The following is a 23648-nucleotide window of genomic DNA, read 5'->3' as shown; positions in this document are numbered from 1 at the left end:
CGAAATGATAAAAGCTGCGCGAGCCACTAAACTCGCGCCTTTTTGCGCGTTTACACCCTAAGCGCCACGGAATTCGGCCGATTGATGAACCACCTCACCCGCCTCACCCTCTTGCTGCCCGGCCTGTTGGCCCTATGTGACACCGCAGGCGCGGAAGACGCGCCCCTGATACTCGACCCCAGCGTCGTCACCGGTTCACGCAGCGCCAGCCCGACCTTCGACCTGCCTTACTCAGTGGACGCAATCGACCGCGACCAGATCAGCGACGGCCAACTGGGCATCAACGCCTCCGAAGCCTTGGCGCGCGTGCCCGGACTGGTGGTCCAGAACCGTCAGAATTACGCGCAGGACCTGCAGATTTCCTCCCGTGGCTTTGGCGCCCGTTCGGCGTTTGGCGTACGCGGGATCAAGTTGTTTGCCGACGGCATCCCCGCCAGCACCCCGGACGGCCAGGGCCAGGCCGCCACGTTCAACCTGGATACCGCCGAACGCATTGAAGTGCTGCGCGGACCGGCCGCGACCTTGTACGGCAGCAACGCCGGGGGTGTGATTCAGATGTTCTCGCGTGAAGGCGAAGGCGCGCCGCGTATCGGCGCCGAAACCCTGGTGGGCAGCGACGGCCTGAACAAGAACCACCTCACCGCAGAAGGCGCCACCCATGGCGCCGGCTTCGTGCTGGATGCCTCGCGCATGGACACCGACGGCTACCGCGACCACAGCAGCGCCCGTCGCGACCAGACCTTCGCCAAGCTCAACCTTCACCCGGACGATGACAGCAAGCTGGCACTGATCTACAGCAGCCTGGAGCAGAACGGCACCCAGGACCCGCTGGGGCAGACGTGGGCCGCCTACAAAGCCGATCCACGCTCAGTGAGCGCCAACGCCCTGACGTACAACACGCGAAAAAGCATCGACCACCAGCAAGTGGGGATGAACTACGAGCGGTATGTGGGTGACGCGACGCTGCAGGTGAATGCGTATACGGGGCGGCGCAGCGTCATTCAGTACCTGTCGATCCCCAAAGGCACGCCCGCCAATGAGCGGGGCGGCGGCGTCGTGCAATTCGATCGCCAGTTCTACGGCGCCGGCGCGCGCTGGATGCAGCCCATTGACAGCGCGCCGGGGGAGTTGATGATTATCGGCGGGCTGGATTTCGACCAGAGCCAGGACAGCCGCCACGGCTACCAGAACTACAGCGGCAACACGCTGGGCGTAAAAGGCCAGTTACGTCGTGACGAAGTCGACACGGCGCGCAGCCTTGATCCCTACCTGCAAGCCAATTGGGCCCTTGATCGCTGGACCCTGCAAGCAGGTGTGCGCCATAGCAGCATGGAGATGGACGTCGACGATCAATTCCTCAGCAATGGCGACGCCAGCGGACGCAAGATCTATCGAAAAACGACGCCTTCCATGAGCGTGATGTACGCCTTCACCCCCGACCTGCACGGCTACGTCAGCGCAGGCAAGGGCTTCGAAACTCCCACCCAGGCCGAATTGGCCTACGCACCGGGTAACGCCGAAGGTTTCAACTTTGGCCTCAAGCCGTCAGACAGCACCCAGTATGAAGTGGGCTTGAAGGCGCAGGTGGGGAGCACGCGGGTCAACGCCGCCGTGTTCCAGATCACCACCGAGGATGAACTGGTGGTCAATCAATCCCTGGGCGGGCGCACCAGCTATCAAAACGCCGGCCGCACCCTGCGTCGCGGCTTCGAACTTGGCCTGCAAAGCCAGCTGGCGGAACAATGGAGCACCCACCTCGCCTACACCCGCCTGCAAGCCACCTACGACAGCGCCTTCATGGGCGGCGGCAACCCGGTGGATAAAGGCAATTACCTCCCCGGCGTACCGCAGACCACGCTATTTGCCGAGCTGAACTGGAAACCGCGGGACTGGGTCAGCAGCGCCATTGAAGGCCTGTACCGCAGCAAGGTCTATGTCGAAGACACCAACCAGCAGCACGCCGCGCCGGGGTACAGCGTATTCAACTGGCGGGCGCGCTTGGAACAGAAGGTCGAGCACTGGACTTTCCACCAGACCTTGCGCCTGGATAACGTGCTGGACCGGCAGTATGTGGGCTCGGTCATTGTCGGCGATGGCAACGGCCGCTACTACGAAGCCGCGCCCGGCCGTTCGTGGTACGCCGGCGCCGGGGCCGAGTATCAATTCTGAGCGTCGAAGCGCTCAGGTGGGCTGCTTGGGCAAACGCTCATCGATCAGCTGATACAGCGCGCTGTCCTGCGGCCAGTTACGCATAAATCGCGCACGGTCCTTGGCATAGGCCGGGGCGAAGCTGGCCAGGCTGCGGTGTTGGCACATCGCGTCAAGGTCAATCAGCGCCCAGCGGTCTTCGTGCCAGAACAGGTTGTGGCCCTTGAAATCGCCATGACTGATGCGCTCGCGGATCAACTCGGCGAACAGACGATCCAGCGCCTGCAGTTCGTTTTCCGGTGCGTCGCCGTGTTCAACGAAGGGCGCGAAGCGCTCGATGATGTCCGGCCCCGGCAGGTATTCGGTGATCAGGTACGCGCGGCTGCGCAGCCAGAGGAAACGCTTTTCCAGCACGGCCAGCGGCTTGGGCGTGCTGATGCCGAGGAACGCCAGACGGTTGCCTTCGCGCCAGGAATGCCAGGCGCGGCTTGGGCGCCAGAAGCGCTTGAGCCAATGGGTGAAACCCTTGATGTTGTAGCGCTTGATCACCAGCGGCCGACCGGCCACCTCGACCCTGGCTACGCTGGCGGCGCCGCCGGTCTTGTACAGGTGGCCCTGCTCGAGCAGGGCGTCGGCCTGTTCCAGTACCGGCAGCATCGCCGGCACCTCCTCGCGACGGATCGCGCGCAACCCAAAGGCACCGCGCTCCACGCTGAACAGCGTGCACTCACGGCCGACCTTGTCCAGATAGTCTTTCAAGCGCCACGCACTGACCTTACGCACCTGTTTTTCCAAGGCCTCCAGAGGCAAGGCGTGTTCACCATTGCCCAGCAGGTAGTACACCAGCAACTCTTCGGTGAACGGCTCAAGATTCTTGGGCAACTGGGCGAAAAATACGCCCAGGTTTTCCAGCACACGGTTGCGCGACAGTGGCTTGCCAGGCTCTTCGGCGCGAATCCCGGCACCGTCGATCAGGTACAGTTTGCCGTTCTGGCGCAGCAGGTTGTCCAGGTGCAGGTCTTCCTGCCACAGCCCTTTGGTGTGCATCTGTGCGATCGCGCCCAGCGCCTCAGCGAGCACGGCGGTTTGTTCGTCGGCCAACGGCGGCAAACCTTCGACCGTCTGCCAGGCGTCGGCCAGGCTTTGTGCGCCCTCTATGAATTCGAACAGCAACCAGCCTCCCTCGCCTTCCTGCAGGCCGTCCGCGAGCAGCAACGGCGTGGTCAGGCCCTGTTCGGCCAGCAGACGAACGCCGCTGAGCTCACGCTGGAAATGCCGCGCGGCCTTGCTGCCTACCAGCAGCTTGGCCAGCACGGCACGCCCGCGCCACACCGCCGCGCCAACGTAGCGCTGGCCTGGCAACACGCGCAGCAGGCTCAACAGTTGCAACTGCCCAGGGCCGGCGGCGTCCGCCAGCTCCAGCGTCAACGGCAGGCTCGGCGTGCGGCCGACGTTTTTCAGCTCCGACAGGCGCATCAGCGCTTCTCCTTATGGCTGCGCCGGGCCGTGAGGCGCTGCAGCCAGGTCGAGACCAACGCGCTGTCCTCGGGCTGCTCGAGATAGGCCGCCAACAGTTGACGCACCTGCACCTCGGACCACTGCGGGGACCGGCGCAGCAAAGGCTCCAGATCCTTGACGCGATCACGCCAGCCGAACAGCAATGGACGGGTTTTCTCCAGGTCGATCAGTTGCGCGGCGTAACCGTCGCCGGTGGCCTGCAGAAAAATATGCTTGGGGTAGAAACAGCCATGCACCTGGCCGACGCCGTGCAGCCGGCGCGCCAATTCACCGCAGGCCCGCAGGATCGCGCGGTGCTGGACATCGCTGAGCGACGACCACTGCTCGAGCAACGACTCCAGGTCGTTCCAGCCGTCGAGGGCACGGGTCAACAGCATGGCGCGATACTCGCCGGCCACCTTGCGCTCGCCGTAGAACGCCGCCTGCAAGGCCGGGATCCCCAGGGCGCGGTAACGACTGATATTGCGAAACTCGCGGGAGAAACTCGGCTCGCCGAATGGCCGGTGCAGGCTGCGCGTCAGGTAATTGCTCTGGCGCTTGAGGTAGTAACCCTGCCCCTCCAGCTCCAGGCGAAACACGCTGCTCCAGCCGCCACGGCTGGTGTTCGGCTCGTCCACCGCGTCGAGCTGCTTGGCCCACAACGCGTCGAACGTGGCCAGGCCGTTGCGCTCCAGCAAGGCCCGGTCGGCAGCCGCCAGGAAGTCACTCATTCACGTCCCTCGAAAAACTTCACCACATGGCGAATTCGTTGTTTGTCGGACGCCGTCAGGTGGGTGCGTTGTCGATATTGCATATAGAAACGCAGGCGCTGGGTGGCCGACAGATGATATTTGGCGACCTTGTCCAGGCAGGCCAGGTCCTTGGTGATGCGGTACTTGAGCCAGAAACCGCGCCAGAAATCGCCGTTGGGGCAATCGATCAGGTAGAGGGTGCACTGATCGTCCACCAGCAGGTTGCGCCACTTCAAGTCGTTATGGGTGAAGCGGTGATCGTGCATGGTGCGCGTATATTCGGCGAGCTGCCGGCTGATGGCATCGACCCAGCGGGGGTCCTTGAGCCGCGCATCATTGCGTTCGGCCAGAACCGACAGGTCTTCGGTCTTGGGCAATTCGCGGGTAATCATCGCCCCACGGTTGTAGGCCAGCCCGTTGCGATCCAGGCCCCAGGCGACTACATCAGCGGTAGGGATGCCCCACTTGGCGAAACGCTTGAGGTTCTGCCATTCGGATTTCACTCGCGGCTTGCCCAGGTAACGGCGCAAGCCCTTGCCCGCCCCGGAGTAACGCTTGACGTAGTAATTGACCCCGCCACGCTCAACCCGGATCACTTCCGACAACGGGTCTCGAGTCAACCGCTCGCCTTGCAGCGCGAACACCGCCTCCAGGCTGCCGAAGTCGTCCGCCAGGGCGGCGTAGGCCGGTTCCAGGTTCCAGCCCGCCATCAGAGCGCATCCCCGTAACGTTGCTTGCGCGCATAGAGTTTGGCGGCCATGCGCTCCAACTCGGCCAGCAGCGCCGCTTGCTCGGCCAGGATCCGGCGCAACGGTTGCTGAAAGTAATGTTTGAGAAAGCGCAGTTTGTCGCGCCGGGTCAGGCCGATGTCCAGGGCGGAGTAATACAGCCCGGCCAGGTCCTTGTTGCGCCAGCGCATGGGGATCGTCGCGCGCACCTGGGCGCGGTGCAGGTCGATCACGGACAGTTTGAGAGTATCCACGGCGATCGGTCGGTCGGTGTGCAACAGGAAGTGGCAGAGGTAACAATCACGGTGATTGACGCCGCCACGATGCATCGCGCCGACCGTACGCGCCAGCTCGGCGGTCAAGGCGTGCTTGATCGCCGGCACCGGCGGCTGCTTGAGCCAGTCGAGGGTCAAATCCTCCAGGCTGATAATCGGGGTCAGCTCGCGCGTAACGATGAACGAGTGCTGATCAGCCGGATTGCTGCCCTTCTCACCAAAAGCCACGGCGGTCATGGTGGGCACGCCCAGCTCATGCAAGCGCTGGATCGCCAGCCACTCCTGGCCCGCGCCCAGGACCGGCAACTTGGCGGTGACCAGGTTTTTGAGGATCTCGCCCCAGCCGATACCGCGATGGATTTTCACGAAATAGGGTTGACCCTCCACCACCGTACGCAACGTACGACGGGCGGCCAGCTCGCGGAACACCTGGCCTTGCAGTTTCTCGACCTCGGCGAACGCATCGCGTCCGGCCCACAGGGTCTTGAAGGGTTCGGCAAGAATCAACTTCATCGGTTTGGCTCCGCCAGAATCAAGTCCGCAGCGTACTGCGGCATGCTAAACAGGTCGGCCGTCTCGGCGAAAGCCAGGCCATTGCGACTCCAGGTCGCGCGCGCCTGCGGATCGTCGAGCATATCCACCAGGTATTGATTGAGCTGGGCCTGCTCGAACGGCTCGTCCAACACGCGGCCACTCTGGGCCTTATCGATATAAAACGCGTAGCCGCAGACCTGGCTCACCAGCACGGGCAGGCCGGCGACTATCGCTTCGACCAGCACCATGCCGGCCGCTTCGTTGTAAGCAGGGTGAATCAGCAAGTCCGCGCCCAACAGGAAACGCGGAATATCGTTGCGCCCCTTGAAGAACTGCACCTGGTCACCCAGGCCGAGTGCGGCACTCTGCAGTTGGAATACTTTGGGGTCGTCCTGGCCGATTACAAACAGCCGGGTGCGTTTCTTCAGCTTTGCAGGCAACGCAGCCACAGCCTTCAGGCTACGGTCGACGCCCTTGGTCTTGAAGCCAGAACCGATCTGCACCAGCAGTAAATCTTCCTCGGCCAGGCCGAATTCGGCGCGAAACTCGGCGCGGATCTCGCTGGCGTTCGGCGGCGCGCGTCGGTCTCGGGAAATGCCCGGCGGCAGCAGGTGAAAACGCTCGGGCTGGGTGCCGTAGTACTGCGTGAACAGCTGCTGCTGACGCTCGGACAGCACCATGATCCGGGTCGTGGCGTTTTTATCGAACACCGCGCGCTCGTATTCGGCAAAGTGCTTGTAGCGCCCGAACCAGCGGTACATCGGGTTGCGCAGGGTCTGGGCCTTGTCTTCGAATACGCCGTCGGCGGCGAAGTACAGGTCCAGCCCCGGCATTTTGTTGAAACCCACCACGCGGTCCACCGGGCGCTTGGCCAGGTCGGCCTGGATCCAGGCATGCAGCTTTTCATTGCGACGGTGGTTGACCAGCGCCTTCACGGGCGCCACCAGCACTTCGAAACCTTGCGGAATATCGCCTTCCCAGATCAGCGTATAGACACGAATCCTGTGGCCGCGCTGCTGGCACTCCAGGGCAATGCGCATGAAGTCACGCTGCAGGCCGCCGAAGGGGAAATATTTGTACAGGACAAAAGCCAGTTGCATCAGTGCAGCTCCTCAGCCAGTAACAACGTGCTCAGTCGGCTTGCCACACGCTCAGGGTTCAGGCGCGTGAAGCACAGGGGCGACTCGCGCGTGATGTCGAACCGACGCAGGTCGTCGGCCGTCGGTTGATAGGTACAGTGTTTCTGCAGGCATGGCGCGCACGGCCAATCGCTGGCCAGGTGAATCTGCGCCTTGCCATAGGCGCCGGTAAGCCCCGGATTGGTAGGACCGAACAGCGAAATGGTCGGCACATCCAACGCTGCAGCCAAGTGCCCCAGGCCGGTGTCCACCGCCACGCAGGCGCGGGCGCCGGCCAGCACGCGGGCCACGCCGGCCAGGTTCAGCTTGGGCAGCACTTCGGCGTTCGGCAGGCCTTGGGCCAGCCTTTCGGCGCGCGCCTTTTCGGCGGCGTTGCCCCATGGCAACTTTACGTCCACGCCCAGACGGCCCATGCGCTCGGCCAGCTCGCGCCAGTAGGCTTCGGGCCAGTGCTTGGTGTCCCAGGTGGTGCCGTGCAGGAGCAGCACGAACGGTTTTTTCGGCGGCAGGCCCAGCAGTTTGTCGACCCTCAGGCCGTAGTCGCCCAAGCCTTTGGGCAAGTCATAACCGAGGGCCACGGCGAACAACTGGCGCAAACGTTCGACGGCATGCTGCCCGCGGGCCACCGCCAGGCGCCGGGAATAAAAGCGCGCCGCGATCGGCTCGCGTGCGGACTGCTTGTCGAAGCCGGCCACCGGCGCACGCACGTAACGGGTCAGCCAGGCACTTTTGAACAGACCTTGAGCGTCAATGACCAGGTCGTACTTGGTCGACTGGATGCGCTCTTTGAAACGCCGCCATTCGCCGCTCTTGAAGGTCTGCCAGAGGTTTTTGCGCCAGCGGCGGATCGCCACCGGGATCACCTTGTCCACGGCCGGATGCCAGGTGGGAATTTCGGCAAAGCCTTCTTCCACCACCCAGTCGAATTGAATGCCGGGGATCGCCCGCGCCGCGTCGGTCAGTGCCGGCAAGGCATGGATCACGTCGCCCAGGGATGAGGTCTTGACTACCAGTACCCGCAACTCAGTGAACCTCGACCACGTCGCCCTGCAACCGCTGCAAGGCTTCGCTGACCGGCTGCGGCAACAACTGGCGCAGGCAATTGTAGTGGCCGAAACGGCAGGTGCGCTCAAAACAGGGGCTGCAATCCAGGCCCAGTCGCACCACTTCAACCTTATCGGCCAACGGCGGGGTAAACCCTGGCGAAGTGGAGCCGTACACCGCCACCAACGGGCGATTCAAAGCGGCCGCCACGTGCATCAGGCCGGAGTCGTTGGACACCACCGCATCGGCGCAGGACAGCAGGTCGATCGCCTCGGCCAGCGAGGTGTCGCCGCTGAGGTTCACCGCCTCTTCGCGCAGGCCCGGAATCAGGCGCTGGCGGATGTCTTCGCCCACCGAGTGATCGTTCTTCGAGCCGAACAGCCACACCTGCCAGCCTTCGCGGATCTTCATCTCGGCGACCTTGGCGTAATGCTCCGAGGGCCAGCGCTTGGACTCGCCAAACTCGGCACCGGGGCACAGCGCCAGCACCGGGCGATCCAGGCTCAGGCCGAACTTGGCCAGCGCCGCGTCGCGGGTGACCGGGTCGATCCGCAGGTTAGGGCGCGGATACGGCGTGGGCAACTCGGCACCGGGCGCATAGGCCAGGGCCATGAAGCGTTCGATCATCAGCGGGTAGCGTGCCTTGTCCAACGTACGCACATCATTGAGCAGCACATAGCGAAATTCGCCACGCCAGCCGGTGCGCTTGGGGATGCCGGCAAAGTACGGCACCAGCGCGGACTTGAGCGAGTTGGGCAGCAGGATCGCCTGGTCGTACTGGCCGGCCAGGGATTTGCCGATGCGACGACGGGTCGCAAGCTCCAGGGCGCCGTGGCCGAGCGGAAAGCTCAAGGCCTTGCGCACTTCGGGCATGCGTTCCAGGATCGGCCGACTCCACTCAGGGGCGAGCACGTCGATCTGGCAATCTGGATGGCGAAGGCGCAGGCACTGGAACAGTGTCTGTGCCATCACCATGTCACCGACCCAACTGGGCCCAACGATCAGAATATTCATGTAGTTTCCACAAACGATGCGGGGAGGCTTATGCCTCCCCGCCCTAATAATGTGTTCAGCTCAGACCCAGCTCCTGCCAGATCCGCATCACCTGGCGCCGTTCATCGACGAACTGATCGCCGGCCACCGTACCGGCCTCGTTCTGCAAGGCCTGGCGATGCGCGGCGGAACGGTAGGCCTTATAGACCTCGCGCAGCAGGTGGGCATCGGCGGCGGGCATCAACCCCACCTGCTCCAGGCCTTCCAGAATGCGGATATTGTCGGTGTAGCGCAGCAACGATGGATGTTGCGCAGACCATGCCAAAGCCGCGTATTGCACCATAAATTCAATATCGACGATACCTCCGGCGTCCTGCTTGAGGTCGAACAGCGCCGTGGCTTCGAACGCATTGGCGCCCGTGCCGGCCGCGGTGCTCTTGGTGCCCAGGTTGTCACGCATCTTGGCGCGCATCTCGCTGACCTCCTGGCGCAGCTTCGCCAGATCACGTTCGCGCCCCAGCACCCTGGCCCGCACCTGCTCGAAGGCCTGGCCGACGTCCTGGCTGCCCACCAGCACGCGGGCGCGGACCAACGCCTGATGTTCCCAGGTCCAGGCTTCATTGTGTTGATAGCGATCGAACGCGCCCAACGAACTCACCAAAAGCCCGGATGCGCCGGACGGGCGCAGGCGCATGTCCACTTCATACAATTGGCCGGAGTTGGTCTGGGTGGTCAGCAAATGAATGATGCGCTGGCCCAGGCGCGTAAAGAACTGCGCACCGTCAATCGGCTTGGCGCCATCGGTTTCGGCATGCGGGTCGCCGTCATGGATGAACACCAGGTCCAGGTCCGAACCATGCCCCAGTTCGATGCCGCCGACTTTTCCATAACCGACAATGATGAACCCAGGATCGCACAAGGTGCCATCCAGCCGCTGCGGCGAACCGTGCCGCGCCACGGTCTGGCGCCAGGCCAGGGCCAGTACTTGCTCCAGGATCGCCTCGGCGAGCCAGGTCAGGTAGTCGCTGACTTTCATCAAGGGCAGGCTGCCGGCAATTTCCGAAGCCGCCACGCGCAGGCGGTGCGCCAGCTTGAAGTGGCGCAGGGCCTCCATCTGTTGCTCAAGGTCGTCTTCGGGGATACGTGTAAGGCGTTCGCGCAGCTCGGCGGCCAGTTCCGGCGCCAACGGCGGCTTGAACAGCCGACCTTCGTTGAGCAATTCGTCGAGCAACAACGGGAAACGCGTGATCTGCTCGGCGATCCACGGGCTGGCAGCGCACAGGGTCAACAGGCGACGCAAGGCGTCGGGGTTTTCCGTAAGCAGCACCAGGTAGGCCGAACGCCGCGCAACCGCTTCAACCAGCGGCAACACGCGCTCCAGCACCAGGTCCGGATTGGCGTGTTCAACGGCCTGCGCCAGCAGGCGCGGGATAAATGCATCCAGGCGCTCGCGCCCCAGGCGCTGCATGGCGCGCAGTTGCGGGCTGCCGCGCAGGCTGGCCAGGGCCTTGAGCGCCTTGGGCGCGTCGGTGAAGCCGCCGTCGGCCAACTGACGGCAGGCCGCGTCGTCATCTTGTGACTCTTCCCACAGCGGCAACCATTCCCCGCCTACGACCAGCTCGCTTTCTTCGCCATCTTCTTCGTCCGGATCGGCAATCACTTGGCGGAAATGCCAGTCGACCCGACCTCGCCAGTACATCAGGCGCTCATGAAACGCCGCCCAATCGGGGAAGCCGAGCATAAAGGCAATACGGGCCTGGTCCTGCGGGCTGTCCGGGAGCATTTGGGTCTGCCGGTCGGCAATCGCCTGGATCGCGTGTTCGGTGTAACGCAGAAATTCATAACCGTTGCGCAACTCGGCGATCACCGCCGGCGGCAGGTAGCCCTGGCCTTCCAGCGTGCCCAGCACCTTGAGCAACGGCCGCTGCTGCAGGCTCAGGTCGCGGCCACCATGGATCAACTGGAACGCCTGGGCGATGAATTCCACTTCACGAATGCCGCCCGAGCCCAGCTTGATATTGTCGGCCATACCTTTGCGCCGCACTTCCTGCTGGATCAGCTGCTTCATGGTGCGCAGCGCTTCGATGGCGGAAAAATCCAGGTAACGTCGGTAGACGAACGGCCGCAGCATATCGAGCAATTGCGCGCCCGCCACCTGATCGCCGGCCACCACCCGCGCCTTGATCATGGCGTAGCGTTCCCAGTCGCGTCCCTGATCCTGGTAGTACTGCTCCAGCGCATTGAAACTGAGCACCAGCGCCCCGGCCGAACCGTAGGGGCGCAAACGCATATCGACGCGGAATACGAATCCGTCGACGGTCATCGGATCGAGGGCCTTGATCAGTTTTTGACCAAGACGAATGAAGAATTCCTGGTTATCCAGGGCGCGCTTCACGCCCACTGTTTCGCCGCCCTCCGGATAAGCGAAGATCAGGTCGATGTCCGATGACAGGTTCAGCTCCACCGCGCCGAGCTTGCCCATGCCAAGGATCACCATGTGCTGGGCCTCGCCGCTGCGCCGCCCGGTGGGCGTGCCGAATTGTGCGCAGTGGCGCTGGTAGAGCCATTGGTAGGCCTGGTCGATGCTGGCGTCGGCCATGTCGGACAAATCGCGACAGGTTTGCACCAGGTCGGCCTGACGGGTCAGATCGCGCCAGATAATGCGCACCTGCTGGCGCGTACGCTGACGACGCAGGACCCGGCCCAACTCATCTTCTGTTTCGGCTTGTTGCACCGCTGCCGCGATCTGCCCGCACAACTCACCAGGCGCAAAGCCGCGATCCAGCTCGCCCCAGGCGGCCAGTTCGAGCAACATCAAAGGGTCACGAATGCTCTGTTCAATGACGAAATCACTGGCGGCGCACACCCGGGCGAAGTCGGCCCAGCGTTGCGGCGCCCACCCGGAAAGGCCATGATCGGCATCCAGCGCGGCCACGGCGTCACGAAATGACTGCTCGGCCCGCTGGGCAGCCGGAAGCAGAATGGCCGGCAATTCGGCCAGCGTTGGAAGGCTCATGGTCTATCCTTGATCGGCGCGTGGAAGGCTTGTAGCGACAAGCGCGAGCACCGCGCCAAATGAAGGACTGTCGAACAAAAGTTAGAAATAGCTGAAAATTCTTTAATTTTGGCAGGCAACATTAAACTTCTACCTTTTCTTGTTCGCAAAAGATCAACAATAACGATTATGCTCACCAGCCAGACCGAGTCATACGCTCAGTCTTGTGTAGTTTTACTACTCGTATATACATTCGAAAGGCTGAAATGGCCGACGATTTGTAGTAAAACTACAGGACGCCGAAGCAACCTTCGGCCATCCAAGAATTTATGTCGTCTGCCCACAAGGCCAGTCGCAAACTTCAGGCAACCGATTCTGGTAGCCTTTCCGCCCTGGAGCAAGCCATGCAAGACCTCGATCCCGTCGAAACCCAGGAATGGCTGGACGCCCTGGAATCGGTTCTCGACAAAGAAGGCGAAGACCGTGCTCACTACCTGATGACCCGTATGGGCGAACTCGCGACCCGCAGCGGCTCGCAACTGCCCTACGCCATCACCACGCCATACCGCAACACCATCCCCGTTACCCACGAAGCACGCATGCCTGGCGACCTGTTCATGGAACGCCGCATTCGCTCGCTGGTACGCTGGAACGCCATGGCGATGGTAATGCGCACGAACTTGAAAGATTCGGACCTGGGCGGTCACATCTCCAGCTTCGCTTCCAGCGCAACCCTGTATGACATCGGCTTCAACTACTTCTTCCAGGCCCCGACCGACGAACACGGCGGCGACCTGATCTACTTCCAGGGCCACACGTCTCCAGGCGTTTACGCCCGTGCGTTCATGGAAGGCCGCATCAGCGAAGAACAGATGAACAACTTCCGCCAGGAAGTCGACGGTCAGGGCCTGTCGTCCTACCCGCACCCTTGGCTGATGCCTGATTTCTGGCAGTTCCCGACCGTATCCATGGGCCTTGGCCCGATCCAGGCGATCTACCAGGCACGTTTCATGAAGTACCTGGAAGCCCGTGGCTTCATCCCTGAAGGCAAGCAAAAGGTCTGGTGCTTCCTGGGCGACGGCGAGTGCGACGAGCCGGAATCCCTGGGCGCCATCTCCCTGGCCGGCCGCGAAAAACTGGACAACCTGATCTTCGTCATCAACTGCAACCTGCAGCGCCTCGACGGCCCGGTTCGCGGCAACGGCAAGATCATCCAGGAACTCGAAGGCGTGTTCCGCGGTGCTCACTGGAACGTGACCAAAGTCATCTGGGGCCGTTTCTGGGACCCGCTGCTGGCCAAGGACGTCGACGGCATCCTGCAACGCCGCATGGACGAAGTCATCGACGGCGAGTACCAGAACTACAAAGCCAAAGACGGCGCATTCGTACGTGAACACTTCTTCAACACGCCTGAACTCAAGGCGATGGTTGCCGACCTGTCCGACGACGAGATCTGGAAGCTCAACCGTGGCGGCCACGACCCGTACAAGGTCTATGCGGCGTACCACGAAGCGGTCAACCACAAAGAACAGCCGACCGTCATCCTGGCCAAGACCATCAAGGGTTATGGCACCGGTGCCGGCGAAGCGAAGAACACCGCGCACAACACCAAGAAAGTCGATGTCGACAGCCTGAAGTTGTTCCGCGACCGCTTCGACATCCCGGTCAAGGACGAAGAGCTGGAGAACCTGCCGTTCTTCAAGCCGGAGCCGAACAGCGCCGAAGCCCGTTACCTGGCCGAGCGTCGCTCCGCGCTGGGCGGTTTCGTGCCACAGCGCCGCGCCAACAGCTTCAGCGTGCCGACGCCGGACCTCAGCACCCTCAAGGCTATCCTTGACGGCTCGGGCGACCGTGAAATCTCCACCACCATGGCCTTCGTGCGGATTCTCGCGCAGTTGGTCAAGGACAAGGACATCGGCCCGCGCATCGTTCCGATCATTCCGGACGAAGCCCGTACCTTCGGTATGGAAGGCATGTTCCGTCAGTTGGGCATCTACTCCTCCGTCGGCCAGCTCTACGAGCCAGTCGATAAAGACCAGGTGATGTTCTACAAGGAAGACAAGAAGGGCCAGATCCTCGAAGAAGGCATCAACGAAGCGGGCGCCATGAGCTCCTTCATCGCCGCCGGTACTTCGTACTCCAGCCACAACCAGCCGATGCTGCCGTTCTACATCTTCTACTCGATGTTCGGTTTCCAGCGCATCGGCGACCTGGCCTGGGCGGCGGGCGACAGCCGTACCCGTGGCTTCCTGATCGGCGGCACCGCCGGCCGTACCACGCTGAACGGCGAAGGCCTGCAACACGAAGACGGTCACAGTCATATCCTGGCTGCCACCATCCCGAACTGCCGCACCTTTGATCCAACCTACGGCTACGAGCTGGCGGTGATCATCCAGGACGGCATGAAGAAAATGACCGAAGAACAGCAGGACGTTTTCTACTACATCACCGTGATGAACGAGTCCTACCAGCAGCCAGCCATGCCGGCCGGTGTCGAGGAAGGCATCATCAAGGGCATGTACCTGCTCGAAGAAGACACCAAGGAAGCGGCGCACCACGTTCAACTGATGGGCTCCGGCACCATCCTGCGCGAAGTGCGTGAAGCGGCGAAGATCCTGCGTGACGAGTTCAACGTCGGCGCCGACGTGTGGAGCGTGACCAGCTTCAACGAACTGCGTCGCGACGGCCTGGCCGTAGAGCGCAGCAACCGTCTGCATCCTGGCCAGAAACCAGCAACCAGCTACGTCGAAGAATGCCTGGCCGGCCGCAAGGGCCCGGTCATCGCCTCCACCGACTACATGAAGCTGTTTGCCGAACAAATTCGCCAGTGGGTCCCGTCCAAGGAGTTCAAAGTCCTGGGCACCGACGGTTTCGGCCGCAGTGACAGCCGCAAGAAGCTGCGTCACTTCTTCGAAGTCGACCGTCACTTCGTGGTGTTGGCAGCCCTGGAAGCCTTGGCTGACCGTGGTGAGATCGAACCCAAGGTGGTGGCTGACGCCATCGTCAAGTTCGGTATCAACCCGGAAAAACGCAACCCACTGGACTGCTGAGGAGACTTTTTGTGAGCGAACTCATTCGCGTACCTGACATCGGCAGCGGTGAAGGTGAAGTAATCGAGCTGTTTGTGAAGGTCGGCGACACCGTCGAAGCCGACCAGAGCATCCTGACCCTGGAATCGGACAAGGCGAGCATGGAAATTCCTGCTCCCAAGGCCGGCGTGGTCAAGAGCCTGAAGGTCAAGCTGGGCGACCGCCTGAAAGAAGGCGACGAACTGCTCGAACTGGAAATCGAAGGTGCCGCCGATGCGGCGCCTGCGGCGGCCGCTCCTGCAGCCGCTCCCGCGCCGGCTGAAAAGCCTGCCGCTGCCGCCGAGGCCCCAGCGGCCCCGGCCGCTGCACCGGCTGCCGCTACCGTTCAGGACATTCACGTTCCGGACATCGGCTCGTCGGGCAAAGCCAAGATCATCGAGCTGCTGGTCAAGGTTGGCGATACGGTCGAAGCCGACCAGTCGCTGATCACCCTGGAGTCCGACAAGGCCTCCATGGAGATTCCATCGCCGGCTGCCGGCGTGGTGGAAAGCATTGCGGTCAAGCTGGAAGACGAAGTCGGCACCGGTGACTTCATCCTCAAGCTCAAAGTACAAGGCGCCGCGCCTGCCGCTGCTCCAGCACCGGCCGCCGCTCCGGCGGCCAAAGCTGAAGCCGCCCAGGCTCCGGCTGCCGCGCCCGCACCCGCCGCAAAAGCCGAGGCCGCACCGGCCCCAGCTGCTGCCGCGCCTGCGCCGAGCGGTGCCAAGGTTCACGCCGGCCCGGCCGTGCGTCAGCTGGCCCGTGAATTCGGCGTCGAGCTCAGCGCCGTCGCCGCCACCGGCCCTCACGGTCGTGTGCTGAAGGAAGACGTGCAGGTTTACGTCAAAGCCATGATGCAAAAGGCCAAGGAAGCGCCGGCTGCCGGCGGCGCTACCACCGGTGGCTCGGGCATTCCGCCGATCCGCACCGTGGACTTCAGCCGCTTCGGCGAAATCGAAGAAGTGCCGATGACCCGCCTGATGCAAATCGGCGCGGCAGGTCTGCACGCCAGCTGGCTGAACATCCCCCACGTGACGCAGTTCGACCAGGCCGACATCACCGACCTGGAAGCATTCCGCGTTGCGCAGAAAGCCGTGGCCGAAAAGGCCGGCGTCAAGCTGACCGTCCTGCCACTGCTGCTCAAGGCCTGCGCGCACCTGCTCAAGGAACTGCCGGACTTCAACAGTTCGCTGGCGCCGAGCGGCAAGGCGATCATTCGCAAGAAGTACGTGCATATCGGCTTTGCGGTCGACACCCCGGATGGCCTGCTGGTGCCGGTCATCAAGAACGTCGACCAGAAGAGCCTGCTGCAGCTCGCCGCTGAAGCTGCCGCACTGGCGGCCAAGGCCCGTGACAAGAAGCTCACCCCGGACGATATGCAGGGCGCCTGCTTCACCATCTCCAGCCTCGGCCACATTGGCGGTACCGGCTTCACGCCAATCGTCAACGCGCCGGAAGTGGCGATCCTGGGTGTGTCCAAGGCGACAATCCAGCCGGTCTGGGACGGTAAGGCGTTCCAGCCGAAGCTGATGCTGCCACTGTCGCTGTCCTACGATCACCGTGTGATCAACGGCGCCGCCGCTGCACGTTTCACCCAGCGTCTGAGCCAATTGCTGAACGACATCCGCACCATCCTGCTGTAAGCCGCGACGGGCCTTCCTTCTTAACCCGGAAGGCCCGGTTGCACCGATTTCCGAGCGCCACGCTCGTACCTCAACCCCGCCACTTGGCGGGGCTTTTTTTGCGTGCTGCATCGCAAAAACTGGACAGAGAGAACAGGTTTGTACACCTTCTGTCACTGCGACTGTAGAAATCCCCCAAGCGGCCGATAACACACATATAGCACTTAGCCTTCATCCTCTCTTGTCAGCCCGCGCCGCATGATGCAACCTTGCCGCAGGCAACAGAAAAGAGGGCGTGAGCCCGGCGCCGTGCGCGTTATTTCAAGTGAGTTTCCCCCATGAAAAGCCAACCCGATGTCGCCCGTACGGCGGCCGAGGTAGTGACGCAGTTACCGGTGCCTTCGCGCCTCGGTATGCTGCGTTTCGAGCGGCTTAATGAGGCAAGCTGGGCTCTGCTCTACCTCGATCCCAACTGCGAGCGCCAATTCGGCCTGCCGGCGGTTGAACTGTGCGCCCTAATCGGCACGCCCTACGCCAGCCTGATGGAACCCCAGGCCCGCTATCAGTTGCACGACGCCATCCAGCAGCAACTGACCCAGAGCCCGCACTATCTGGTGCGTTACACCCTGCACACCAACGATGGCCCGCTGAGCCTGCTGGAAATGGGCGAAGCCTACAAACAACACAATCGTCACTTGCTGCGCGGTTACCTGATGGTAGTCGACGGCCTGTTCAGCGAGGTGCCTTTGCCCCTTCCCTCCTCAGAAGATTTGGAGAGTCAGAACAGTCGTCTGCAGATCGCCCTGGAACTCAACCAACGGGCCCAGCAGGAACAATTGCAGCACCTGGAACGGGTGCGCGCCCAGCAGGAGCTGATCCTGCTGCTGGCCCGCCAGCGTTACACCGCCAACAATTCGCTGCAGGAAGCCGCCGAGCTGATCACCCGCAGCGCCTGCGAAATCTACCAGCTCGATTGCGCCAGTATCTGGAACCTTGAAGGCCAGCGCCTGGTGCCGATTTCCGCCTACCATCGCGCCGATCAACAGCACCATTTGCCTGATCCCATCGACGCCAGTTGTTTCCCGGATTATCTGGAAGCCTTGCACACCAGCCGAGCCATCGATGCCACCAACGCGATGCGCGACCCACGCACTCGCGAAATGGCCGAGAGCCTGCGAGCCAACGATGTGCACGCCATGCTCGACGCCAGCATCCGCGTCGACGGGCAGGTGGTCGGCGTGCTGTGCCTGGAACAGAGCGGCGGTTCGCGCGCGTGGCAGGCCGATGAAATTGCCTTTGCCGGGGAGCTGGCGGATCAGTTTGCACAAGTCATCAACAACCATAACCGTCGCACCGCCACGAGCGCCCTGCACCTGTTCCAGCGGGCCGTAGAGCAAAGCGCCAACGCCTTTCTGCTGGTCAACTGCGACGGCGTGGTGGAGTACGTCAACCCCAGCTTCACCGCGATCACCCAGTACAGCGCAGAAGAGGTCCACGGCCATCGCCTGGCGCAGTTGCCGGCGCTGGAGAACCTCAGTGAGTTGCTGTTCGACGCGCCGTCGAGCCTGGCCAAGAGCAACAGCTGGCAGGGCGAGTTCAAAAGCCGCCGCAAGAACCTGGAACCCTACTGGGGGCAGTTGTCGATTTCCAAGGTCTATGGCGACAACCGTGAGCTGACCCACTACATCGGCATCTACGAAGACATCACCCAGACCAAGCTGGCCCAGCAGCGCATCGAGCGTCTGGCCTACACCGACAACCTGACCAATCTGGGCAACCGCCCGGCGTTCATCCGCAACCTCGATGAACGCTTTGCCCGCGACAGCGACAGCCCGATCAGCCTGCTGCTGGTGGATATCGATAACTTCAAGCGCATCAATGACAGCCTCGGCCATCAGACCGGCGACAAGTTGCTGATCAGCCTGGCCCGACGCCTGCGCAACAGCTTAAGCAGCAGTGGCAGCCTGGCGCGCTTTGCCAGTAACGAGTTCGCGGTGCTGCTGGATGAAACCGATCTGGAAACCGGTCAGCAAGTGGCCAGCCAATTGCTGGCGACCCTCGACAAACCGATGTTCGTCGACAACCAGTTGATCAGCGTCACCGGCTCCGTGGGCCTGGCCTGCGCGCCGCTGCATGGCCGCGACCCGCAAACCCTCATGCGTAACGCCGGCCTGGCACTGCATAAAGCCAAGGCCAACGGCAAGCATCAGGTCCAGGTCTTCACCGAAGCCCTCAATGCCGAAGCCAGCTACAAGCTGTTTGTAGAGAACAACCTGCGCCGCGCCCTGACGCAGAACGAGCTGGACGTGTTCTACCAGCCCAAGCTATGCCTGCGCAGCGGCCGCCTGCTCGGCATGGAGGCGCTGCTGCGCTGGAACCATCCGGAAAAGGGCATGATCCGCCCCGACCAGTTCATCAGCGTGGCCGAAGAGACTGGCTTGATCATCCCCATCGGCAAATGGATTGCCCGCCAGGCGTGCCGCATGAGCCGGCAACTGAGCGCCGCCGGCCTGGGCAACCTGCAGGTGGCGATCAACTTGTCCCCCAAGCAGTTCTCCGACCCGGACCTGGTGGCCTCGATTGCCACGATCCTCAAGGAAGAACAGCTGCCGGCCAACCTGCTGGAGCTGGAGCTGACCGAAGGCCTGCTGCTGGAAGCCACCGAAGACACGCGCCTGCAATTGGACCAGTTAAAGAGCTTCGGCCTGACCCTGGCCATGGACGACTTCGGCACCGGCTACTCATCGCTGAGTTACTTGAAAAAATTCCCCATCGATATCATCAAGATCGATCGCAGCTTTATCCATGAGATCCCGGACAACCAGGACGACATGGAAATCACCTCCGCCGTGATCGCCATGGCGCACAACCTCAAGCTCAAGGTGGTGGCCGAAGGCATCGAGACCGCCGAACAGCTGGCCTTCCTGCGGCGGCACCGTTGCGATGTGGGCCAGGGTTACCTGTTCGATCGGCCGATTCCCGGAGCAGAGCTGCCGGCCATGCTTAAACGCTACCCGCGTGGCCCAATCGCCTGACATCGCTGTAACACTCGGGCACACTGACTGTCTGAATTTTTACCATCACTCAACCTGACGAGAGGACTGCTCATGGTCTTGCGCTCGGAAATTCTGGTGAACAAAAACGTGCTGCCTACTCAAGAACAAGCGTTGCCTGGGCGTGAAACGCCGATGACCCTGCCCGAGACGCACTTCGTCAACGGCAACCCGCTGCTGGGCCCGTTCCTCGATGACGTAGGCTTTGCGATCTTCGGCCTGGGCTGCTTCTGGGGAGCGGAACGCAAGTTCTGGCAGCGCGACGGCGTGGTCAGCACCGTGGTGGGTTATGCGGGCGGCTTCACGCCCAACCCGACCTACGAAGAAGTGTGTTCCGGCCTGACCGGCCACAGCGAAGTGGTGCTGGTGGTGTATGACCAGGCCAAGGTGAAATACGAAGACCTGCTGAAGATGTTCTGGGAATTGCACAACCCAACCCAGGGCATGCGCCAGGGCAACGACATCGGCAGCCAATACCGTTCGGTGATCTACGCGACCACACCGGAACAACTGGAGGCTGCAAAGGCCAGTGCCGAGGCGTATCAGGCCGAACTGAACAAGGCCGGCCTGGGGCAGATCACCACCGAAATCGACCAGGCACCGACCGTGTATTTCGCCGAGGCGTATCACCAGCAATACCTGGCGAAAAACCCGCAGGGCTATTGCGGCATTGGCGGAACAGGCGTGGTTTGCGCGATCTGAAGATCGGAGCGGCAAGCTGCAAGTGGTGCTTTCTGCCCTCACTTGTAGCTTGAAGCTTGCAGCTTGCACCTTGAAGCTTGCACCTTACAACTCACACCTACTCAGCTATAAGCCAATCCATCTGCCACCCGCCCTGGGTCTGGCCCAGTTGCTTGGACAGCCACGGCAACAGCTCACGCAGTTCTTCCTCCAAGCCCCATGGCGGGTTGGCAATCGCCAGGCCCGAACCGGTCAGGGTGTTGGGCGTGTCCAGCGGATGCACCAGCAATTCCACCCGCAACAATTTCGGCGCCCCCGTTCCGGCCAGGTCCTGATAGAAGCGACGCAACATGCGCTGGTCCTTGACCGGGTACCAGATCGCCGCCACGGTCTGGCGCATGCGGCCGACTGCTTCCTTGAGGGACGCGGCGCAGCGTTGCATCTCGTCGAGCTTTTCAAACGGTGGGTCGATCAGCATCAGGGCGCGTTTTTCCGGCACGGGCAGCAACGCTCGCGGCACATGCCAGCCTTCGCCCAGGTGCACCTTGACCCGGCGATCGCCCTTCATGTTGTCCTTGAGCAATACACCGTCTTCAGGATGTTTCTCGTTGAGCAACACACGGTCCTGCGGGCGCGTGAGCCGACGCGCCAGTTCCGGCGAACCGGGGTAGTAGCGCAACTGGCCGTCCGGGTTCATCTCATGCAGCACGCGCATGTAGTCGGCGGTCAGCGGCGGCAAATCGGTCCGGCCCCACAGTCGCGCAATGCCTTCCAGGTATTCGCCGGTGCGGTTGGCCTGATCGCCCTGCAAGTCGTACAGGCCGATGCCCGCGTGGGTATCGAGGTAGGCGAACGGCTGTTCCTTGCGCGACATCAGGGCGATGAGGCGGGTCAAGGTCAGGTGTTTGAAGACATCGGCGTGGTTGCCGGCGTGAAAGGCGTGACGATAATTCATGGTTGCTCCTGCGCAGGGGGCGAAGTTTACCTTCTACACGGACAAAGGTGCAGGGCGGCATGCCGGGCGGTGCTTATGCCCTAAAGGCAGCAGACGGGCGGAAAAAAATCTAAATACCCGCCTGAGCGCGGATTTATTGTGGCGGGCACCCAATCCAAGGAGGTCAATTGCCATCATGAAAGACGCCACCCTCGCCCTGCACCACGGCTTCAAGTCGGACCCGACCACCAAGGCCGTGGCCGTGCCGATCTACCAGAACGTCGCTTTCGAATTCGACAACGCCCAGCACGGCGCCGACCTGTTCAACCTGGACGTACCCGGCAATATCTACACGCGCATCATGAACCCCACCAACGATGTCCTGGAGCAACGTATCGCCGCCCTCGAAGGCGGCATCGCGGCGCTGGCGGTGTCAGCCGGTAGCGCGGCGATCCATTATGCGATCCAGACCCTGACCCGCGCCGGAGACAATATCGTCACCACGCCGCAACTGTACGGCGGCACCTATACCTTGTTCGCCCATTTGCTGCCCAGCTTTGGTGTGGACGTGCGGTTCGCCCGGGACGATAGCGCCGAGGCCATCGCCGAGCTGATCGATGACCAGACCAAGCTGGTGTACTGCGAGAGCATCGGCAATCCGGCGGGCAATATCATCGATCTGGAGGCCCTGGCCAGGGTGGCACACGCCCGAGGTGTGCCGTTGATGGTGGACAACACCGTCGCCACGCCGATCCTGTGCAAACCCATTCAGTTCGGCGCCGATATCGTCGTGCATTCGGTAACCAAATACATCGGCGGCCATGGCAATTCGCTCGGCGGAGTGATCGTCGACAGTGGCACCTTCCCCTGGACGCAGTACCCGGAAAAATTCCCCGGCCTCAACCGGCCCGAGCCGGCTTATCACGGCGTGGTCTACACCGAAAAATTCGGCCCCGCCGCGTTCATCGCCCGCGCGCGTACCGTGCCCTTGCGCAACACCGGTGCGGCCCTGGCGCCGATGAATGCCTTTCTGTTGCTGCAAGGCTTGGAAACCCTGGCGCTGCGCATGGAACGCCACACCGAGAACGCGCTCAAGGTTGCGCAGTTTCTACAAGGGCATGCCGACGTGGAATGGGTCAGCTACGCGGGCCTGCCGGAGCACCCGCACCATCGACTGGCGCAGAAATACATGCAAGGCAGGCCATCGGCGATCCTGTCTTTCGGCCTGAAGGGCGGCTATGACGCCGGCGTGCGTTTCTACGATGCACTGCAGATCTTCAAACGCTTGGTGAACATCGGCGACGCCAAATCCCTGGCCTGCCATCCGGCGTCCACCACCCATCGGCAGATGAACGAACAGGAGCAGGCCAAGGCTGGCGTGAAGCCGGAGATGATTCGCCTGTCGGTCGGCATCGAAGCCATTGAAGACCTGATCGACGATTTGCAGCAGGCACTGGGCTCAACTCGCCTCTGAATCGAGATAGTCCGTCAGCGCCGCATAGGTGACCACGGGCCCACGGGCGAAATACGCGACCTTGTGCTGCAGGGTCGGGGGCGTGAAGGCGGCGCAAAGGTCCGGGCGCTGTTCCTCAAGCCATTGCAGCAGGTTGTCGATCCGGGTCTGCGGCGATTGTTCGGCCAGATGCTCCAGCAACGTGGCAGGCACTTGCCACCAGGGGCTGGTCTTGGCCGCGCCGACCGGGCCCGTCGCAACGGCCAGCGGCTGCCCATTGATCAAGTAACGCTGGAACACCGGCAGCACCTGCCCCGCGTCACTGCCCAGGTGCTGCAGCAGCGGCAGCACCTGCGTGCCGTCCCAGAAGCGCAGGAACACTGCCTGCCCCTCGGGCAGGTTCACTTGGGTCAAGCCCTGCAGATGGGCGAGTACCACCTCCAACGGGCTGGATGACACCGCCAGCCAGCCCCAGTCCTCGGCCTGGGTGTGCGTCACCCAATCGAGAAACGCGCTGCCGGGCTCGACCCGTGCAAGGTAAGGCATGACCTGCGTCCAGTCCGCGTAGGCGGTGCCTGCCCAGATGGCGCGCGGCGAGGCTCCCGCGGCCATGCCTTGCCAGGCGTCGAACGGCTTGGCATCGCTGGCACCGCCCAGCACCGCGAAAAGTTGCTCATGGGGTTGCAGGGGCCATTGGGCCAGCCAGGCACCGGGTGACAGAGGTTGCTCCAT

At 62.5% G+C, this 23648-nt stretch carries 16 protein-coding genes; 6 read left to right on the top strand and 10 right to left on the bottom strand.

From position 1 onward, the window contains the following. The first annotated feature begins 84 nt into the window (after positions 1-84). Complete coding sequence (locus tag G7025_RS17570) at positions 85-2169, top strand: TonB-dependent receptor family protein (RefSeq protein WP_181080403.1); 2085 nt, start codon at positions 85-87, stop codon at positions 2167-2169. Between the two features lie 12 nt (positions 2170-2181). Here the strand turns inward: G7025_RS17570 and G7025_RS17565 are convergent, their stop codons facing one another. The 8 genes from G7025_RS17565 to glnE are packed head-to-tail and all read right to left on the bottom strand — an operon-like array spanning position 2182 to position 12126. Continuing rightward, positions 2182-3624, bottom strand: a complete 1443-nt coding sequence (locus G7025_RS17565; protein ID WP_181080402.1) for a lipopolysaccharide kinase InaA family protein — start codon at positions 3622-3624, stop codon at positions 2182-2184. Beyond that, positions 3624-4376, bottom strand: a complete 753-nt coding sequence (locus G7025_RS17560) for a lipopolysaccharide kinase InaA family protein (protein ID WP_181080401.1) — start codon at positions 4374-4376, stop codon at positions 3624-3626. The genes G7025_RS17565 and G7025_RS17560 overlap by 1 nt, the downstream gene beginning before the upstream one ends. After that, positions 4373-5107, bottom strand: coding sequence for a lipopolysaccharide kinase InaA family protein (locus tag G7025_RS17555; RefSeq protein WP_181080400.1), 735 nt, complete (start codon positions 5105-5107; stop codon positions 4373-4375). Before G7025_RS17555 ends, G7025_RS17560 begins: the two co-directional genes overlap by 4 nt. Continuing rightward, a complete protein-coding gene (gene rfaP, locus G7025_RS17550) occupies positions 5107-5913 on the bottom strand; it encodes a lipopolysaccharide core heptose(I) kinase RfaP (protein ID WP_181080399.1) in 807 nt (268 codons plus the stop codon). Before rfaP ends, G7025_RS17555 begins: the two co-directional genes overlap by 1 nt. After that, positions 5910-7034 carry a glycosyltransferase family 4 protein gene (locus tag G7025_RS17545; RefSeq protein WP_181080398.1) on the bottom strand — a complete coding sequence of 375 codons (1125 nt, stop codon included), beginning with the start codon at positions 7032-7034 and terminating at the stop codon, positions 5910-5912. The genes rfaP and G7025_RS17545 overlap by 4 nt, the downstream gene beginning before the upstream one ends. Next, the gene (gene waaC / locus G7025_RS17540; protein WP_181080397.1) at positions 7034-8095 is read right to left on the bottom strand and encodes a lipopolysaccharide heptosyltransferase I; all 1062 of its coding nucleotides are present in this window, start codon (positions 8093-8095) and stop codon (positions 7034-7036) included. Before waaC ends, G7025_RS17545 begins: the two co-directional genes overlap by 1 nt. Position 8096: 1 nt before the next feature. Beyond that, positions 8097-9131, bottom strand: a complete 1035-nt coding sequence (gene waaF, locus G7025_RS17535; RefSeq protein ID WP_181080396.1) for a lipopolysaccharide heptosyltransferase II — start codon at positions 9129-9131, stop codon at positions 8097-8099. Positions 9132-9186: 55 nt separating this feature from the next. Beyond that, positions 9187-12126, bottom strand: a complete 2940-nt coding sequence (glnE, locus tag G7025_RS17530; protein WP_181080395.1) for a bifunctional [glutamate--ammonia ligase]-adenylyl-L-tyrosine phosphorylase/[glutamate--ammonia-ligase] adenylyltransferase — start codon at positions 12124-12126, stop codon at positions 9187-9189. Between the two features lie 383 nt (positions 12127-12509). Here glnE and aceE point away from each other — a divergent pair, with 383 nt between their 5' ends. The 4 genes from aceE (at position 12510) to msrA (ending at position 20550) form a co-directional block, all read left to right on the top strand. After that, entirely contained in the window at positions 12510-15155 is a 2646-nt protein-coding gene (aceE, locus tag G7025_RS17525; protein ID WP_181080394.1) for a pyruvate dehydrogenase (acetyl-transferring), homodimeric type, read from the top strand. A gap of 11 nt (positions 15156-15166) precedes the next feature. Continuing rightward, positions 15167-16816 carry a dihydrolipoyllysine-residue acetyltransferase gene (gene aceF / locus G7025_RS17520; RefSeq protein WP_181080393.1) on the top strand — a complete coding sequence of 550 codons (1650 nt, stop codon included), beginning with the start codon at positions 15167-15169 and terminating at the stop codon, positions 16814-16816. A 317-nt stretch (positions 16817-17133) separates the two neighbouring features. Continuing rightward, a complete protein-coding gene (locus G7025_RS17515) occupies positions 17134-19830 on the top strand; it encodes a putative bifunctional diguanylate cyclase/phosphodiesterase (protein WP_181080392.1) in 2697 nt (898 codons plus the stop codon). Positions 19831-19902: 72 nt separating this feature from the next. Then, a complete protein-coding gene (gene msrA, locus G7025_RS17510) occupies positions 19903-20550 on the top strand; it encodes a peptide-methionine (S)-S-oxide reductase MsrA (protein WP_181080391.1) in 648 nt (215 codons plus the stop codon). Positions 20551-20647: 97 nt separating this feature from the next. On the opposite strand, the gene G7025_RS17505 is transcribed toward msrA, so the two are convergent. Continuing rightward, positions 20648-21484, bottom strand: coding sequence for a 23S rRNA (adenine(2030)-N(6))-methyltransferase RlmJ (locus tag G7025_RS17505; protein WP_181080390.1), 837 nt, complete (start codon positions 21482-21484; stop codon positions 20648-20650). A 175-nt stretch (positions 21485-21659) separates the two neighbouring features. On the opposite strand from G7025_RS17505, the gene G7025_RS17500 reads away from it, so the two are divergent. Further along, the gene (locus G7025_RS17500) at positions 21660-22937 is read left to right on the top strand and encodes an O-acetylhomoserine aminocarboxypropyltransferase/cysteine synthase family protein (protein ID WP_181080389.1); all 1278 of its coding nucleotides are present in this window, start codon (positions 21660-21662) and stop codon (positions 22935-22937) included. Here the strand turns inward: G7025_RS17500 and G7025_RS17495 are convergent. Continuing rightward, entirely contained in the window at positions 22923-23648 is a 726-nt protein-coding gene (locus G7025_RS17495) for a DUF4123 domain-containing protein (RefSeq protein WP_181080388.1), read from the bottom strand. The two genes, G7025_RS17500 and G7025_RS17495, sit on opposite strands and share 15 nt — an antisense overlap.

The organism is Pseudomonas lurida (assembly GCF_013522705.1).
Lineage (GTDB): Bacteria > Pseudomonadota > Gammaproteobacteria > Pseudomonadales > Pseudomonadaceae > Aquipseudomonas > Aquipseudomonas quebecensis.
This window is presented reverse-complemented; position numbering and strand designations above follow the sequence as displayed.

Coding starts and splice junctions, on each gene's coding strand:
- G7025_RS17555 (WP_181080400.1), bottom strand. CDS start 5,107: ATGGCGGGCTGGAACCTGGAACCGGCCTACGCCGCCCTGGCGGACGAC.
- waaF (WP_181080396.1), bottom strand. CDS start 9,131: ATGAATATTCTGATCGTTGGGCCCAGTTGGGTCGGTGACATGGTGATG.
- G7025_RS17515 (WP_181080392.1), top strand. CDS start 17,134: ATGAAAAGCCAACCCGATGTCGCCCGTACGGCGGCCGAGGTAGTGACG.
- G7025_RS17560 (WP_181080401.1), bottom strand. CDS start 4,376: ATGAGTGACTTCCTGGCGGCTGCCGACCGGGCCTTGCTGGAGCGCAAC.
- G7025_RS17495 (WP_181080388.1), bottom strand. CDS start 23,648: ATGGAGCAACCTCTGTCACCCGGTGCCTGGCTGGCCCAATGGCCCCTG.
- glnE (WP_181080395.1), bottom strand. CDS start 12,126: ATGAGCCTTCCAACGCTGGCCGAATTGCCGGCCATTCTGCTTCCGGCT.
- G7025_RS17500 (WP_181080389.1), top strand. CDS start 21,660: ATGAAAGACGCCACCCTCGCCCTGCACCACGGCTTCAAGTCGGACCCG.
- G7025_RS17505 (WP_181080390.1), bottom strand. CDS start 21,484: ATGAATTATCGTCACGCCTTTCACGCCGGCAACCACGCCGATGTCTTC.
- G7025_RS17570 (WP_181080403.1), top strand. CDS start 85: ATGAACCACCTCACCCGCCTCACCCTCTTGCTGCCCGGCCTGTTGGCC.
- aceE (WP_181080394.1), top strand. CDS start 12,510: ATGCAAGACCTCGATCCCGTCGAAACCCAGGAATGGCTGGACGCCCTG.
- G7025_RS17565 (WP_181080402.1), bottom strand. CDS start 3,624: ATGCGCCTGTCGGAGCTGAAAAACGTCGGCCGCACGCCGAGCCTGCCG.
- rfaP (WP_181080399.1), bottom strand. CDS start 5,913: ATGAAGTTGATTCTTGCCGAACCCTTCAAGACCCTGTGGGCCGGACGC.
- msrA (WP_181080391.1), top strand. CDS start 19,903: ATGGTCTTGCGCTCGGAAATTCTGGTGAACAAAAACGTGCTGCCTACT.
- G7025_RS17545 (WP_181080398.1), bottom strand. CDS start 7,034: ATGCAACTGGCTTTTGTCCTGTACAAATATTTCCCCTTCGGCGGCCTG.